The organism is uncultured Shewanella sp., assembly GCF_947495455.1.
Taxonomy (GTDB): domain Bacteria; phylum Pseudomonadota; class Gammaproteobacteria; order Enterobacterales; family Shewanellaceae; genus Shewanella.
The window spans coordinates 23,437-41,188 of the sequence record NZ_CANLZC010000028.1 but is presented as its reverse complement, the minus strand read 5'-3'; the positions used below and the strand labels follow the sequence as shown (position 1 = coordinate 41,188).

General features: G+C 41.5%; 9 protein-coding genes. 7 read left to right on the top strand and 2 right to left on the bottom strand.

Features of this window, described 5'->3' with window-relative positions; translation table 11 throughout:
- Nucleotides 1–29: 29 nt before the first annotated feature.
- The 6 genes from Q0791_RS09865 to Q0791_RS09840 all read left to right on the top strand — a co-directional run bounded on the left by Q0791_RS09865 (nucleotide 30) and on the right by Q0791_RS09840 (nucleotide 14,153).
- Nucleotides 30–5,540, top strand: coding sequence for a type I polyketide synthase (locus tag Q0791_RS09865; protein WP_299005498.1), 5,511 nt, complete (start codon nucleotides 30–32; stop codon nucleotides 5,538–5,540).
- A 63-nt stretch (nucleotides 5,541–5,603) separates the two neighbouring features.
- On the top strand, nucleotides 5,604–9,662 hold the full coding sequence (locus Q0791_RS09860; RefSeq protein WP_299005495.1) for a condensation domain-containing protein: 4,059 nt from the start codon (nucleotides 5,604–5,606) through the stop codon (nucleotides 9,660–9,662).
- Nucleotides 9,659–11,302 carry a DHA2 family efflux MFS transporter permease subunit gene (locus Q0791_RS09855; protein WP_299005492.1) on the top strand — a complete coding sequence of 548 codons (1,644 nt, stop codon included), beginning with the start codon at nucleotides 9,659–9,661 and terminating at the stop codon, nucleotides 11,300–11,302. The genes Q0791_RS09860 and Q0791_RS09855 overlap by 4 nt, the downstream gene beginning before the upstream one ends.
- A gap of 98 nt (nucleotides 11,303–11,400) precedes the next feature.
- Nucleotides 11,401–12,015 carry a hypothetical protein gene (locus Q0791_RS09850; protein WP_299005489.1) on the top strand — a complete coding sequence of 205 codons (615 nt, stop codon included), beginning with the start codon at nucleotides 11,401–11,403 and terminating at the stop codon, nucleotides 12,013–12,015.
- 38 nt (nucleotides 12,016–12,053) lie between these two features.
- A complete protein-coding gene (locus Q0791_RS09845) occupies nucleotides 12,054–13,067 on the top strand; it encodes an NADP-dependent oxidoreductase (protein ID WP_299005487.1) in 1,014 nt (337 codons plus the stop codon).
- A 72-nt stretch (nucleotides 13,068–13,139) separates the two neighbouring features.
- A complete protein-coding gene (locus Q0791_RS09840; protein WP_299005484.1) occupies nucleotides 13,140–14,153 on the top strand; it encodes an HlyD family secretion protein in 1,014 nt (337 codons plus the stop codon).
- Nucleotides 14,154–14,163: 10 nt separating this feature from the next.
- Here Q0791_RS09840 and Q0791_RS09835 read toward each other — a convergent pair whose 3' ends face one another.
- Complete coding sequence (locus Q0791_RS09835) at nucleotides 14,164–14,919, bottom strand: TerC family protein (protein ID WP_299005481.1); 756 nt, start codon at nucleotides 14,917–14,919, stop codon at nucleotides 14,164–14,166.
- Nucleotides 14,920–15,406: 487 nt separating this feature from the next.
- Between Q0791_RS09835 and guaD the strand changes: the two genes are divergently transcribed.
- Nucleotides 15,407–16,765, top strand: a complete 1,359-nt coding sequence (guaD, locus tag Q0791_RS09830) for a guanine deaminase (RefSeq protein ID WP_299005478.1) — start codon at nucleotides 15,407–15,409, stop codon at nucleotides 16,763–16,765.
- A gap of 796 nt (nucleotides 16,766–17,561) precedes the next feature.
- Here the strand turns inward: guaD and Q0791_RS09825 are convergent.
- A complete protein-coding gene (locus Q0791_RS09825; protein WP_299005474.1) occupies nucleotides 17,562–17,744 on the bottom strand; it encodes a hypothetical protein in 183 nt (60 codons plus the stop codon).
- Nucleotides 17,745–17,752: the final 8 nt, after the last annotated feature.

Here is a 17,752-nt window from a genome sequence, read left to right as displayed (position 1 = left end):
GTTTAGCGGTTATTACAGGGGTAAACACTATGAAGTCTAATACGAGCACGAAAAATAAAGATATTGCGATTATCGGAATGGCTGCACGATTACCTGGTGCTGCAAATGTAAACGACTTTTGGGCAAACCTCGTGAACGGGGTAGAGAGTATTACGCAATTTACCAAAGAAGAGTTAAGAGAATCCGGCATTGAAGAGGCATTAATTGCCTCACCCAATTATGTTCCTCGTCGTGGCATTATTGGTAACGCCCAACATTTTGATGCACACTTTTTTGATGTCACGCCAAGAGATGCCGAAACCTTAGATCCTCAGCATAGGGTGTTTTTAGAGTGTTGCTGGCATGCATTTGAAGATGCGGGGTATGTCCCAGAGCAGTACCCAGGAAAAGTCGGCGTCTTTGGCGGCACTGGTACGGCTTGGCATTTAAACGAAGTGAATAACCACCCTGATGTGCACCAATATGCCAGTGGTACATCAATCGTGACGAATAATGATAAAGACTATGTGACAACACGTGTGTCTTATAAGTTAAACCTTAAAGGGCCCAGCGTGAATGTGCAAACGGCTTGTTCTACAGCATTAGTCGCAACGGTCATGGGCATGCGCAGTTTACAATGTGGTGAGAGCGATCTCATTCTTGCTGGCGCCGCATCCATTGATACACCTGAAAGAAGAGGCTATGAGTATAAGCAAGGAGGGATGGAGTCAGCTCAGGGGCGGTGCTATACCTTTGATGCAAGAGCCGATGGTACCATCTTCAGTCGTGGTGCTGGTGTATTGGTGTTAAAGCGACTTGAAGATGCACAGCGTGATGGCGATCATATTTATTCTGTCATTAAAGGTGGTGCGATTAATAATGACGGTAACTTAAAAGCCGGTTTTACTGCCCCCAGTATTGATGGACAAATTGCGGTGGCGAAAAGCGCGATTGATGGATCCGGCATCGATCCCAGTGAGATTAATTTTATTGAGGCCCACGGAACCGCGACGGCGCTGGGCGATCCCATTGAATTTTCATCATTATCACAGACTTTTCAAAGCTATACCGATAAGAAGCAATTTTGTTTGTTAGGCTCAGTGAAAAGTAATATTGGGCATACCGATGTAGCTTCTGGTGCGGCAAGTTTGATCAAAACGTCCCTATCACTTAAACATCATCAATTACCTGCATCATTGCATTATGAGTCTCCTAATCCAAACATTGATTTCGAAAACAGCCCTTTTAAAGTCAATACTGAACTCACGCGTTTAGACATGAAAAAAGCCCCCCTAAGGGCATTAATTAACTCCTTTGGTGTTGGCGGAACCAATGCTTGTGTGGTTGTAGAAGAAGCGCCCATTCAGCGACCAAGTGATCCGGCTAAAGGAAACTATGTCTTTCCATTATCGGCGAAAAATCGAGAAGCGTTAGAGGCCATGAAAGGAAATTTAGCCCAGTATCTCGAAGCCAATCCTGACGTTAATTTAGCCGATGTGGCTTATACCTTACAGGTGGGCCGTGAGCGATTTAACTTTAGCAGTTTTGTGGTGGCGAATGATAAAGCCAGTTTACTGGAAAAAGTCAGTCAGGCTCAAGTGATTAAATCAAGCTTTAAAGATACGCCTGAGTTGGTCTTTATGTTTCCAGGTCAAGGTAACCAATACATTAATATGGCAAGGCCTATTTATGAGACTTATCCCGTATTTAAAGAGACATTTGATACGTGTTGTGATCACTTGATACCGATTTTGGGCCGCGATATTAAAGAGATTATTTTTCAAGAAGCGGATAGTCATGAGCTGAATAAAATTAACGAGACGCAATTTACTCAGCCTGCGCTATTCATTGTGAGTTATGCCATGGCCAAATTGCTAGCATCATGGGGCATGACACCCAGTGTCATGATAGGTCACAGTGTTGGTGAATATGTGGCAGCCTGTTTAGCCGGTGTATTCAGTGTAGAAGATGCATTAAAAGCGGTGGCACTTCGTGGAAAGTTAGTGCAAGGCTTACCTGCGGGATCAATGCTTGCGGTGCTATTGAGTGAAGATGAGGTGAACGCGCATATTCAAGGCACAAGCATTGACATTGCGGCGATGAATTATCCAGGCCTGTGTGTATTGGCAGGAGAACTGGATGAAATTGCCGAGTTGCAGGATCAACTCGAAGATGATGGGATTTTCTGTAAGCACTTAGATACGTCCCATGCTTTTCACTCCTATATGATGGAACCCATCTTAGAGACCTTTAGAGAAGTGATAGAAGGAATAGCGTTAAGTGCGCCCAGCACACCTTTTGTATCGACAGTGACAGGGGACTGGATCACCGATGAATTGGCTACGGATCCTGAATATTGGGTACAACATGTGCGTCAACCGGTAAAATTTAGTCATGCACTGAAAACCTTGTTAGCAACAGATGCAGAATTAGCCTTTTTTGAAGTGGGCCCTGGACGGTCTTTAGACTCTGCCGTTAAGCAACATGTCAAGCCGGGTGAAACAATTGTGGTGCACTCTTCTTTACCTATTGCCAAAGAGCAGAATACATCGCTTGAGCAACTACTTGCCTCATTGGCGAGTCTCTGGGCCAATGGTGTGAGCTTGCCCTGGGCTCAAATGCATCAAGGAGCGGTGAGAAACCGCTTATCACTGCCAGGTTATCCTTTCCAACGTAAAGAATTTAAATTACCCAAAGCAAAAGCGGCTTCTGAAGGAGCTGAGCTGGGTACTGTAAAAGCTTTAAAACAGAAAAAAGCCGATATCGGGGATTGGTTCTATATTCCTTCTTGGAAACGTGTAGGCCAATCTTACTTAAATAAACATATTACGCCGCAAGCCTCCTGTTGGTTGGTGTTTGCTCAAGAAAATTGCCTATCAGAGATGATTAAGGCCGAGTTAATGGCCAGAGCTGAACCTATTATTTGGGTGACAAAAGGGGAAGGGTTTCAACAAGTCGACGGCGATAATCATTATTGCATTAATCCAAGTGAAGTGGGTGATTATCGCTCGTTATTTAATGCCTTAAAAGAGCACGACCTTCAACCTAATCGTGTGCTGCATTTATGGAATTTAAACGCTCAAACATTGGATGCTAAGTCATTAACACAGGAAGGGATTGCCGCCGCCAGAGAAAGGATGTCAATCCATGAAATCGATGGTTTCTATAGTCCACTTTATTTACAGCAAATGCTCATTGAAGCCAATTTATTGGATGATTTACAGTTAGTCTTAGTGTCAAATAATACTTATAGTGTGGCCGGTGAAACGGTTTATTCACCTGAAAATGCCTTACTCATGGGACCGGCTCGTGTGTTTTATCATGAATATTCCGAAGTGCAGTGCCATCAGGTGGATATTGACTTGGTCAATATGGGTTCAGAGGGAGATATTGCTCAGCAATTGATTATTGAAGCCCTTATTCCATCTGACGGACAAGTGATAGCCTATCGCGGAAAATTACGTTTTGAAGAAGATTATCAAGCCGTTTATTTAGATCAACAGTCTCATGGTATGCCTAGCTCAGTTCGTCAAGACGGTGTTTACCTCATTACAGGTGGAGTCGGTGGATTGGGACTACTCATGGCTGATTATTTGTCGACCATTTCAAATTGCACTTTATTACTCACTTATCGCTCAACCTTACCTGAGCGGAGTGAATGGCAAAATTGGATAGTGAGTCATGCTATTGACGATCCTATCAGTGTGAAATTGGCGAGTATATTGCGACTAGAAGCTAGAGGAAACAAGGTTCATTTATTACAAGCGAATATTTGCGATTTTGATGAAATGAAAGCGGCGTTGGCGCCTTTTGAGCAAATTCATGGTGTGTTCCATACTGCTGGAATTGCTGGAGGTGGCATTATTCCACTTAAGCAAAAAGAAGATTGTGCTAAGACCTTAGATCCTAAAGTGAAAGGCACATTGATCTTAGATGAGCTTTTGATTGATCACGCATTGGATTTCTTCATGTTGTTCTCATCGATTACGGCGGTGCTGGGTGATGAAGCTCGTTTAGATTATTGCTCTGGTAATGCCTTTATGGATGCCTATGCCGCTTATCGAAATCAACGGACTGGCGGCAATACAAGCTCCATCAATTGGGGTCAATGGGGTGATGTCGGCATGGCGGTGAATTGGACTAAGCAAGTGGATAGCAATAATGCCGCTATCGGCGTGAAGTCCGGCTTTGAAGCCCAAGAAGGGCACTTATTAACTTTGATCAATAAGATTAGAAGTGATGAAGAATACCGCGTTAACTTGAAGGCTAATCAAGATTGGGTGATTGATGAACATAAGTTGAAAGGTCAGCCCACGCTCGTAGGAACCACTATTTTAGCCATGTTACATGAATTATTGGCTGATTTTAAAGGGAATGAGCTATTGCAAGTGGGTAGCTTAATGTTGACTTCTCCTATCATCTTTGAACATGCATGGCCAAAAAATATGGGCTTGTTTGTCTCAGAAACAGAAAAAGGTTATCACTATAGCTTGCGTAGCCGTGGAATATTGGAGCTTGAATGGCAAGAGCATGCCTTTGGTACGATTAATCGCTTAACTGTGCCTTTAGATCACAATAAAGAGGCCTTGGAAACACTCAAGCAGCGCTGTTTAACATCTGTTGTTGAAGTGGAACTCAGTCAAAGCCTACGAACGGATGATGGCGGCTTCTTATACTTGAGTGATCGCTGGAACAATCATGAGAGTGTGAATGAGGGCGATAATGAGTGGATTATTCATAAGCAATTGGCTGATGTGTATCGTGATGATTTACAGGCATACCCCTATCATCCTGCGATGATAGACTCCACAGCCATTGCTTGTGTGAATCGCTTATCTGAAGAGAATTTCTTACCTATTAGTTACGGAAAAATCACTTTCGTTGCGCCACTTGAAGCCGATTGCTATGTGCATGTGGCATTAAAGCATCCTTTTTTGAAAGAGGATGCCACCATCATGATGAACATTACTTTTTACTCACCCAGTGGGGAGGTGTTACTCGTCCTTGAAAACTATGCCCTTATTAAGGTAGGGGCTGAGAACCCGGTTGCCAGTAGCAATGAGAGCAAGGGAGAGATCAAGGTGCCCGATGTTGATCTGAGTGATAAAGATATTCTTTATCAGGAAGGTGTGAGCTCAGTGCAAAGGCTTATGCAAAATAGTCAAATTGAGCAAGTGGTTGTGGCCACAAGTGACTTAGGACAACTCATTCGTGAAACTGTGCCAGAAAAAACCACTGCCGAGCTTGATATTGAGCTTTCTACTAGCGAAGAGGGTCATAGTCGTCCTGAGCTCTCAGTGGATTATGTTGAGCCATCCAGTGATGTTGAGCGTGAAATTGTTAAAGTGTGGCAGTCTATTTTAGGGATTGTCGGTATTGGTGTGAAAGATAACTTTACCGAATTAGGCGGCAATTCATTGCTTGCGGTGCAAGTGATTTCGGCGGTATCTGAGTTGTTTGAAATCGATATTCGAGTGGACTTGTTCTATCAAGATCAAACGATATCGGGTTTGGGGAACTTAGTGCTATCAGAGCTTGAAGCCTTGTTAGAAGCTGAGTAAAACAGCAGTCAGGCAACCTGTCTGGTTGCCTGACGATTTTGTTTCTTTGGTGAGGAATGTATTATGTCGTCAATTAAAAATCAGCTTCAATCCTTAAGTGTATCTGAAATAAAAGCCTTAGCGAAAAAGAAGGCTGCCAATAAACCGAAGAAAAAAGAATATGCCCTCAAGCGGCATGATGAAGCTTTAGCTTATTATCCGTTAACAGAGGCACAAAAGAGTATTTGGCTACTGAGCCAGAAACAGGGAAGTCATCTTGTCTATAATAATCCTTTTGCGGTGGTGTGCCGTGTTGATACTCCCTTTCTAGCGGCGTTATCTGAAAAAGCGGTGGCGCATATTGTTAAACAACACGCCATTTTTAGAACGGTTTTTACTGAAGTGAAAGGTGAGCCAGTACAAAAAGTGATCTCAGGTAAAACCTATCGTTTTGCTTATGATGATTTTAGTCATGGCAGCGAAAATGAGAAACAAACTTGGCTTAAACAAGCGGCGATTGAAGAAGGGTTAAGGCCGTTAGACTTGTCTCAAGGACCCTTAGTTAATTTTCGTGTCATTAAAGTGGATGAGCATCGCTGTGCATTATTAATGATGTTTCACCACATTATTTCAGATGGCTGGACGGTTAATTTATTTTTGCAAGCTTTCTTAGAGGCTTATGAGACATTAAGCCAAGACCGCATCCCGACTATTATTGATACCTTTCAGTTTTTTGATTATGCACATTATGAAAAAGCCTGGCTAACATCTGATGAATATCAAAAGGGCATGGCATTTTGGCAAGATAAGCTTGCTAATGTTGAAGGCCAGTTACTTATTCCAACCAATAGAATAAAAACATCGACCAATAAAGATAAAGGTGAAATGTATTCGCTTAAGCTAGATGCCTCGCAATGGAAGGGCATTCAAGCTGCCAGTAAGCTAGTGCATGGCACAGAATTTCATGTGCTGCTTGCGGCGTTTCAATGGTTACTGCATCTCTATAGTAGTCAAAAAGAAGTCGTGGTGGGGGTGCCTTTTGCTAATCGTAATTTGGCTAATAGCCAAAGCATCATGGGACTGTTTACTAATGCGTTACCTGTGGTGGCCCATTTATCGGCAGAGTTAACCATTTCTGATCTGCTCAATGGTGCGAAAGCTCAAAGTAACCAAGCGTTTGCTTATCAAAATATTCCTTTTAATCACATAGTACAATCATTACCGCAGCGACACTTTTCACAAAGCAATCCACTCTATCAAGCCATGCTGACTTATCAAGTGTTTCCTTTTTATGATCCAGAAGAGTTTCAATATGAATCGTTAAAAGTGGATTATGGTATTGCAAAGTTGGATTTAAATTTATGGGTTGAAGCTGAAAGTGACAGCATTATTTTAACTATGTATTACAATGCGGCTTTATTCGATGCAGACTTTATTGCGCGAATGATGACTGATTTCACTCAAATTTTAAGTTGGATCCCCGATCATCCTCAGGCCAAATTACAAGACCTTTCGTTACTTGATATACCTCAAGATCAAGCTTTTAAGCAAAAAATATTGCCTAATAAAGTCGGTGTTAAAACTGTGTGTCAACAGTTTGAAGCGCAAGTGGCTAAACAACCATTGGCTCAAGCTGTGCGGTGTGAAGGCCGAAGCCTGTCCTATGGGGAGTTGGATATTAAGGCCAGTACGCTTGCTTGTTGGTTGAAGCAACAAGGCGTAGAAAGTGGCGATGTTGTTGCCTTACAATTGCCTAAAAATGAATATTATCTTGTGGTCATTTTAGCATTGTGGAAAGCCAATGCTTGCTATCTTCCCTTAGATGAGGCGTTAAATGATCGACAATTAACCCCCTTGTTATCGCAAGTTAACGCTAGTTTACTAATAGGAGATCGTTCCAGACTGGGCGCGTCTATTCAATATTTGAATCATTTTGATTGCCCTAATGATGTCACTGGTTGTGAAAATTATTTTTGGGGAGATGATCCTGACTTACCGGCATATATTTTATTTACCTCTGGCAGTTCGGGCACTCCCAAAGCTGTGGATGTGACCCATAACCAATTAGCCCAATATTGTGAGGCCATTACACCTAAATTAGCGCAAAAAAACCATGCTCATTATGGAATGTTTTCATCATTTAATACCGACTCAGCACATGTTGCGATTTTTCCTGCGTTAATCAATGGCGGCTGTTTAGAGATCATATCAACGGCATTATTGAATGATCCTATTGCCTTGTGTGATTACTTGGCCCTGTACCCACTTGATTTTGCTAAAATTACCCCCTCTCATTTAAGTGCTTTACTGCAACTGGAGAAGGCGGAGGCCATTTTACCAAAGGATTTATTGGTTGTGGGTGGAGAGGCATTAACTGTGCCCCTAGTGAATCGCATTAGAGACAAGTCTGATTGCCGTATTTTAAATCATTATGGCCCAACTGAAACCACAGTTGCTGTGGCGTGTTATGAGGTGCCTAAGACATTACCCCAAGGATTGGCAAGTGTGCCTATTGGTCATCCACTTGCCGATAGTCAACTGTTGATTCTAGATGAGCAGCAAAACATGGTACCTATGGGCCGTTCAGGAGAGCTATATATTGCCAGTCATCATATGGCCAATGGTTACCTAGATCAGAAAATACTCACCGAGAAGGCCTTTATTCATCACCCAATGTTACCCAGTTGCCGTTTATACCGCAGTGGTGATCGCGCTGTTGAGTTAGCGGATGGCACCTTTGTATTTTTAGGAAGAATGGATAGGCAAGTTAAAATTCGAGGCTTTCGTGTTGAACTTGCTGAAATAGAACATAGATTATCAGCTATTTGTGGTGAAACGGTTGGTGTCTTGTATTTAAATTCGCTGTTGGATAGGGATAAACAAGGGCAATTGGTGGCCTATATTCCTTGTGTTGATAATGTCAAGCAAGCACAGATAAAACAAAGCATTAGCCATGAATTGCCCAGTTTTATGAAACCCGATCATATTGAATGGGTAGCGACTTTACCTTTAAATTTCAGTGGAAAAGTGGACTATGCTCAGCTGCGACAAATTCAATTACATACTCAAACAGTGAGCAATCTCCCACAAACGGATGTTGAGCAATCATTGCATAGCATTTTTGCTGAAATGTTAAAGGAAAATGCTGTCGATGTAAAAATGAGCTTTTTTGAATTGGGAGGGAATTCACTCACTGCGTTGAATTTAGTGATTAAAGTCAATCAGGTTTTTCATAAGAATATTAATATCAATGATTTTTTCAAGCATGACAGTATTGAAGCATTGGCTCAGTTTCTCAATGGCGATTCACAGGAGGAACGTCAATCAGTTGTGTGTCTACAATCTGGGGTACCCAGCACGCATCCAACTTTATTGTTAGTGCATCCAGCTGGCGGTAATGTACTTTGCTATCAGGCGTTAGCGACATCCTTAGGTGCTGATTTCCCTGTGTATGCGATACAAATTGCTGACTTTACGATTGTCGATGAAAGAGATAAACGTATTGAATCATTGGCGAGTAAATACCTAGAAGCGGCCAAGGATGTCTTAAAGGCTAACCATATTGTATTAGGAGGCTGGTCACTGGGAGCGACGATTGCTTTTGAAATGGGGCGACAGTTGCACTTACATCAAGGGCGAGTGCCTAGGTTGTTGGTATTTGATCAAGGTGCACCTCAGATCCAGGTGGATAATACGGATCAAATGGATGATGCACAAAAGCTGGCTTATTTTGCCAGTAAAGTGAGTTTGTTCATGGGCAAAGATCTGATGATCAGTGCAGAGCAATTGAGCCAACTCGATGATAGGCAGCGTTCGCAGCTGTTCTTTGACGAGTTTAAGCGAGCAGCTTTAGTGCCTGAGACATTGGCGTTAGAGGATTTTGCGCATTTTATTCGTATCTTACAGACACAAATTGAGGCTAAAGAAGCTTATTCAGGGGGAACCTATCCTGGAGAGATCATTGTGGCTGAAGCTGAGGAGATCTTAAAAGGGCGCGTTAAATTGGCTGAGAAAGGATTAGGTTGGCATGCGTTTAGTGAGCAAGCTTTATGTCATATTTCAGCAAAAGGCGATCACTTATCTATGATGAATCCGCCTCATATTGGTTCCTTAGCCCAAGCATTGTCTCAGGTATTAGTATGAACCAAGTAGCGAGTGATAAGCTAAACTTGTCCGCTGAAGTTGAGAGAAAGGTGCCTGCTAAGCATCTTGAATCCCAGCAAAAACAGGCGGTGTCATCTTCACAGTGGTGGGTGATTATTGGCGGCCTTATTGGCGGGTTCATGGCCATTTTGGACATTCAAATCATGAATTCCTCCATTAAGGTGATCCAAGGGGCCTTATCCATGAGTTCAGATCAAAGCTCGTGGCTCATGACCTCGTATTTCACCGCCGAAATTGTGGCGATACCGCTGGTGGGCTGGTTGACTCAAGCGTTTGGCACAGGACGTTATGCGCTTTATTGTATTATGGGTTTCATTGGCGCATCGTTTTTATGTGCCAATGCTTGGAGTCTCGATTCCATGTTGCTTTTTCGAACGCTTCAAGGTTTTTGTGGTGGTGCACTCATTCCCATTTCTTTTCGTTTGATTATTGAATTATTGCCCGATGATAAGCGGCCAGTGGGTATGACACTCTTTAGTGTGGTATCCACGTTTGCGCCAGCCATTGGTCCTTCTGTCGGTGGATGGCTTACCAGTCACTTCAGCTGGAATATGATTTTCTATGTGAATGTACTGCCTGGTTTGCTGGCTGCTGGATTGATCTATCAAGGCATGTTGTTTAACAAGGTGCGTTGGGAAGTGGTTCGTGCGGGTGATTTTGTTGGCATTATTTCAGTGATGTTGTTTTTAGGTTCTCTGGAGGTGGTTTTAGAAAAAGGAGGGGCGGATTATTGGTTTCAAAGTTCCTTGATCTGCTACTTAAGTGTGGTGGCGGTCATTAGTTTTGTGATTTTTATTTATGATCAGCTCCATAGTGATTATCCACTTATTAACTTAGCCATGTTTAAAGATTTGCATTTCTCCTATTGCATGGTGGTGTTCATCATGTTGGGTACGGCAATTTATGGCACATTATTTTTAGTGCCTTATTACCTGTCCATGGTACATGATTACAATGCCTCTCAAATTGGCTCTGTGGTGATTTGGATGGGGCTGCCGCAATTGTTAGTGCTGCCTTTTATTCCAAAATTAGTCAAAATTATTAACCTTAAGTATATGATTGCACTTGGCTTTGGTGTGCTGGCATTGAGTGCTTTTATGGACAGTCAAATGAGCATTAACTTTATGGGTGAGCAAATGACCTTGTCCTTGTTTATTCGTGCATTAGGCCAGCCCTTTATTATGGTGCCTTTATCTTTGTTGGCGACCAAGAATGTCACGCGACAAGACAGCGCTTCTTCGGCCATTATCATTAATGTTTTTCGCAGCATAGGTGGGTCTTTTGGTACTGCGATGTTGACCACATTCTTTATCACTCAAGTGCATATTCATAGCAGTAACATTCAATCCAGTATTGCCGTTGGCAGTCAAGGCTATGCTAATTTTATCAGCCAAGTCAAAGATATGGTGATGCACAGTGCCCATGTAGGAAATAATGGAACTGTGGGGCAAATTGCTTCATCGATTTTAACAGAGCGCATTACACAACAAGCAGAGATCATGGCATTTAATGACTTATTTCTCATCATGGGAGGGCTCATGTTGGGGACGGCTGTGTGGGTTTTTCTCTCTAATCGAGATTTTAGGTTATTTCGTCATAGTCACTCTGTAGAGGGTTAGTTATTATGAATATAATCAATGCTTTAGATTGTTTGGTGACCTGGTCACTGTCATGTCAACTCATTATATTGAGCTCGTTAGATTGAGGGTTAGCAGTTATGAATAATGAAGTTAAGCAAAGTATATTGTTACGCTATCTGTCCAGTCGTAGCGCGCTAGAAAATATCATAGTTCCTATCGTGCTTTATAGCGTTATTTTTTGGTGTTTTGGTGCTGGCTGGGCTGTGATTTCTACCGCCATTTATGGTGTTTGTATCGCGCTGTTTCGAGAGGGAGAAAGTACACTGTCTGTGGTGTTATTACTGTTATTTTCTGGTGGGTGCCATTATGCGTTCTCCCAAGGGTTTACTCCGTTTGGGATCACACAAGAAAGTGTCTTCTTATCGGCGAGCAGTGCATTGGGTATGTTGATCATATTAAGCATTTATTCATTGATGAATCGTCCTATGATCAAGGGATTAGCAGAGTCAGGATTACCTTATCTTAAAACCTTGCCCATTAGGGAAACGGCTTTATATCACAGAGTTTGGCATGAGGTGTCAATTGTGTGGATCATCGCCCAGCTTTTTAAATTACTCGTGGTACTGATCTGGGCTTATGAGGGCAGTAAGAGCCTGAATATGATTGTCTTTTTATTGAGTTGGCCTTATACAGTGGTTTTGATAGCGTTCAGTGTGAAATGGCCTAAGAAGCGATGGAAGCGTGCAGTGTAAGCTGTGTTGTTCTTTTATTATTAAACAGGTATACGAATATGAAGCAAACAATAAATCAATCAGTTGTTCTAGCAAAGCATCCTGAAGGTGTGGTTGAACCCAGTGATTTTCGTATTGAAGATCAAGTGCTTCCTGCTATTAAAGAGGGGGAGGTATTAATCGAAAATCATTGGTTGTCTATCGATCCTTATGTTCGGCCTAGACTGAATAAAGATGTGTCTATGGTCAACCCCATACATCTTGGTGAGGTGATCCAAGGCGAAGCGGTTGGATTTGTGCTTGAGTCTAAAAATCCGCAAGTAAAAGCCGGGCAGTGGGTCTTTCTTCTGTCGACTTGGCAGCGTTATTTTGTGACGAATGGTAAAAATACGATTATTTTGCCTTTGCCTGACACTGCGTTACCTAAATCGGCTTTTTTAGGGCCTCTTGGTACCGCAGGAAGAGCGGCCTATTTTGGCATGAACCGAATAGCGAAACCTCAGAAAGGGGAAACGGTCGTGATTTCGGCCGCATCAGGTGCAGTAGGCTCAGTGGCAGGACAAATTGCTAAGATGGCTGGTGCGCATGTGGTCGGTATTGCAGGAGGGGAAGACAAATGTCGGTATGTGGTTGACGAGTTAGGCTTTGATGCTTGTGTTGATTATAAAGCCAAAGATTTTAAAGTGCAGTTGCGTCAAGCTTGTCTTGATGGGGTCGATGTGTATTTTGAAAACGTGGGGGGAAAGGTATCCACTTTTGTGGCTCAGTTACTTAATGAAGGTGCCCGTGTTCCCGTTTGTGGCAACATTTCAAAATACAATAAAGCGAATGTACAAGCTGGCGGGCCAGAGCAGTTTTTTCAATCATTGCCAAGTGCACCTCATGCACAATTCTTTTTGGTAACACAATGGCTTAAAGATTACCCTGAGTCTGATCCTTGGTTATTAAATGCCGTTGAATCTGGGCAAATAAAATACCGAGAAACGGTTCATAATGGACTTGACAGTGCACCTCAAGCCTTCGCTGATTTATTTGAGGGGCTTAATATGGGAAAACAACTGGTCAAAATATGAGGGGATCGCTGCTGACAAGGAACTGTCAGCAAAACCATTGCGTAGGTGAAAATGATTAAAATGGGTGAGCTCATGAAAAAAAATGTAAAAAAAATATCATTTTTGGTGTTTGTAGGATTGATTGCTTTAGGTGGTGTTTATTGGTTCAGTTACGGCCGCTATTTTCAAACAACCGATAATGCTTATGTCACAAACGATATCACTAAGTTAAGTGCCAGAACATCGGGTGTGGTCACGCAGTCGTTTATTCATGATAATCAAGTTGTGAAAAAAGGCCAGCTGTTATTAGTATTGGATGATCGCGATCAAAAAGTGGCCTTACAAAAGATGCAAGCTAATGTCGAACAAGCCTTGTCAGAAATTGACAATGCGAAAGCGGAATATCAAATGCAGTTGAGTAAAGTCGCAGAATTTCAATCACAAACAAAGTTAGATTTAGCTAATGAAGGTTACACTCAGCAGCAATACCAGCGTTATATGGCTTTATTGAAAAAGCACTTTGTGGCGCAAGGGGATGTTGATAATGAGCAACTTAAATATACCCAAGCAAAAATTCAGTATCGAAAAGATAGCCAAAGTCTAAAAACGCAGCAAGATCAATTGCAAGTCTTGGCAAGTAATGTGAAACAGTCTCAAGCCAGTTTATCTGAAGTGAAGGCCAATTTAGAGCAGGCCAAGTTAAATCTCAGTTACACCCGTATTGTGTCTCCAATTGATGGTGTGATAAGTGATCGCAGTGAGCAAGTGGGGACTATGGTGCAATCAGGGGAAACGATAGCTAGCATAGTGTCAGCCAAGCCCGTTTGGATTGTGGCTAATTTTAAAGAAACCCAGCGAGCGCAAATGAAAGTGGGTCAAAATGTGAAAATCAATCTTGACGCTTATCCTGATAAAACCTTTTATGGGAAAGTGAGCAGTGTCTCTCCTGCAACAGGCTCAACCTTTGCTTTGTTGCCTGTGGATAATGCAACGGGGAATTTTACTAAGGTTGTGCAGCGCCTTCCTGTGCGGATCACTTTTGATCATACTCAACATTTAGCCAGTGGTTTGTCAGCAACTGTGACTGTCGATACCCGTGATACTTGAAGATGCAAGATCACTTTTCTGTTTCTTTGTTGTTAATGTGCTTAACTTGATGCCGTTTGATTTTATTTCTACGTAAACGAATATTGAGCATTTCAACGGTAACAGAAAAAGCCATGGCAAAGTAAATATAAGGTTTAGGGACATGGATATCGACCCCTTCAAGTAGAAGGGTCAGTCCAATTAAAATCAAAAAAGACAAGGCTAACATTTTCAAGGTGGGATGGGCATCCACGAATTCATTGATCCTTTTAGCCGCAAATAACATGACAATGACAGTGAGAATAATGGCTGTTGCCATAATAGGCAGATCTTGCACTAGCCCAATGGCGGTGAGTACAGAATCAAATGAAAAAATGGCATCCAGTGCGGCAATTTGTAATAAGACCAACCCCATGCTAGAAGCTATTCGAGTGGTTGTGATTTCTCCATGTTCATTAAAGCTATTATGAATTTCATGGGTTGATTTGGCCATTAAAAACATGCCTCCACCGATGAGGATGATGTCTCTTCCCGAAATACCGTGTTCAAAAATACTAAACCAAGGTGTGGTTAACGAGGCTATGGTGGCTAAAGAAAATAATAATAATAACCGTGTACACATGGCTAATAATAAGCCAATATTTCGAGCGATATTCCGTTGATGAACGGGAAGTCGTCCCACCAAAATACCGATAAAAATAATATTATCGATTCCAAGAATAATTTCTAATGCGGTTAATGTGGCTAACGCTACCCAAGCTTCTGGGCTAGCTAAAAGGTGATGCATAGGATAAGGATCCTTTGGCGGTCGCAGAGCATCTGTTAGAGAAAGCGTAAACGTCAACGAGTGATTAAGCAAGGAGGGCATTTTTCTCAAGGATCACGGCATTGAGTGATATGACATTGAATATGTCACTTAATAGCTTGATTGTTCAGCAGTGGCGATAAAGAGGTGGCAATGTTCATTAGTTTGACAGCAGTCACACACTTCAATAGATAATAACTATATTGTTACAAATGTAACCATGGTTAATGCAATGGATAAAGGAGTCATGACTGGCGTTATTGAATAAAAGTCATGCTAACTATCAATAATATCGTATTAATTTATTCATTCTATAGCAAAGTCTTATTTTAACTTTGTGTTACATATGTATCCTTGTTGCGCTTTTTGATATTGCCTGTCTTGCTTTGATCTACTTAAAGTGATGACTGCGCAAGGGGGCTGAAAGTGGAATATAGAGGGTTATCTTGTGTTATTTAGGAGTTGTATTATGTTATTTCGTACTCAATTTGGAGCACTGCTGGTTGCTTCTTTGTTTGCGGGTCAATCTTTTGCTGAAACCTATGGTGTTCGAGGCAGTATTCTGCATTTTTTAAGTGATCCTGCCCAAACAACGGAGGTGGAGAACAGCTATGAATATATTGAAGATGGCTTACTGGTGGTGAAAGATGGCAAAATTGTGGACGCTAAGCCTTATCGCCAACGTCATTCTCAGCGTTTTTCACGTATCGAAGACTACAGTGGTAAGTTGATCATGCCCGGTTTCATTGATACCCATGTACATTATCCACAAACACAAATGATCGCTTCTTATGGAGAGCAATTATTGGAGTGGCTAGAGACCTATACGTTTCCGACGGAAAGGCAGTTTGAGGACAAGGCACATGCCACAGAAGTGTCAAAGTTATTCTTAAATGAGTTGGTTAAAAACGGCACCACCAGTGCGCTTGTCTTTGGAACTGTCCATCCGCAATCGGTTGACGCATTATTTGAGGAAACAGAGAAGTTAAATATGCGCCTGATTGCGGGTAAAGTGATGATGGACAGAAATGCGCCGAGTTATTTACTGGATACCGCTGATTCTAGCTATGAGCAGAGCAAGGCGCTTATCGAAAAATGGCACAATAAAGGGCGCCTGCAATATGCCATTACCCCGCGTTTTGCACCCACTTCAACGCCAGAGCAGTTAACCGCTGCGGGTCGGTTAAAAGCTGAATATCCTGATGTTTATGTGCATACACATTTATCTGAAAATACGAATGAAATTGCTTGGGTCAATGAGTTATTTCCAGCAAGGAATGGGTACTTTGATGTTTATCAGCATTATGGTTTGGCGGGTGATAAATCTGTTTTTGCTCACAGTATTCATTTAACCGATGAAGAATGGGATGAATTTGAACGCACTGATTCTGTGATTTCATTTTGCCCGACGTCTAATATGTTCCTTGGCAGTGGCTTATTTAAGCTAGGCGTCGCGGAAGAGCATCATGTGAGAGTGGGATTGGGCACAGACGTTGGCGCGGGGACAAGCTTTTCTCAACTTCGTTCTTTGAGTGAAGCTTATGGCATTATGCAATTACAATCTAAAAAAATGTCAGCTTTTAAAGGCTTGTATTTAGCCACATTAGGTAGCGCTGAAGCGTTGAGTTTAGAGGATAAAATTGGTAATTTTAGCCGTCGTAAAGAAGCGGATTTTGTTGTTCTTGATTGGGCGGCCACTGATTTTCAACGACTGCGCTATCAAGATACTAACACGTTAGAAGAGAAGCTATTTGCATTAATGTTATTGGGTGATGATCGTAATGTCGTCGCGACTTATGTTGCTGGTGAGAAAGTGTACTCACAATAACGTTTGATTTAATAAAAAAGCCCTCGGTTTATTGCATTGAAGAAAGTATTCAATAAATTGAGGGTGATGCATTAACTGATGGTCAATCATTTTTCATCATTGGCGCTTATGTTTATTGCAATGGGTCATGTATTTTGAAGGGTGTTTAGATAAAGGTGATTGATATTTAAAGGATATTACTGACAAGAAATAGTGAACGCCCTTTTTTAAATGATATCACTGACACAGATATAGTGAACGTCATTTCTTATAATGGATAATGGAGAAATACTCAATATCCCTGCTCAATGCGTTTTATTTAAAAGCAATTTATATTTTTTGTATCTCATCTTTTTTGTTCATTTTTATTACTCCAGTTTTGTGTATTGCCTGTGCATTAAAATACTTAACCTGAACTCGGGATAATGAGTGTCAAAAATGTGAGGTAACCCATTTAATATTAAAAAATTGAATAAAATTGGGTCATTCTTTATTTTCGGACTTGGCTTAATACTGCAATTTTTGTCGGTATCAAGGCGGGATTTCGTATCTAATAGCGGGCTATTAGTAGAAAGCACAACACAGATAGGGGCAAAAATAGTGCTATTAAGCGGCGCTGCTTATCCCGAGTTCAGGTTACTTAATACATGATGTTGTGAGTGTTAATTGGCTATTAATAGTGATGTTAGCGTCGAATAAAATATTTTTTTTGCTTTATTTTTGTTGTATTTGTAATTTAAATGTTTATTTTTATTTAAATTTATAGCAATGCAATTGTATTTATTCGTCTTTAGTCTTGTCTTGTGTATATACTCGGTTAAAAGAAACTGTAATGATTAAATTTTGCCCGTAAAATATCGATAACAGGTTGTTTTATTTCATCAGTAAGGTGAATATAGTGAATGTCAAAAATAAGCGTGTTATCTTTCTTGGTAATGGGTAGCAAGTCTTTTTCATCACTCAATACACTAAAGAGGGCATAATTAATAACACACCGCATTCAATCAA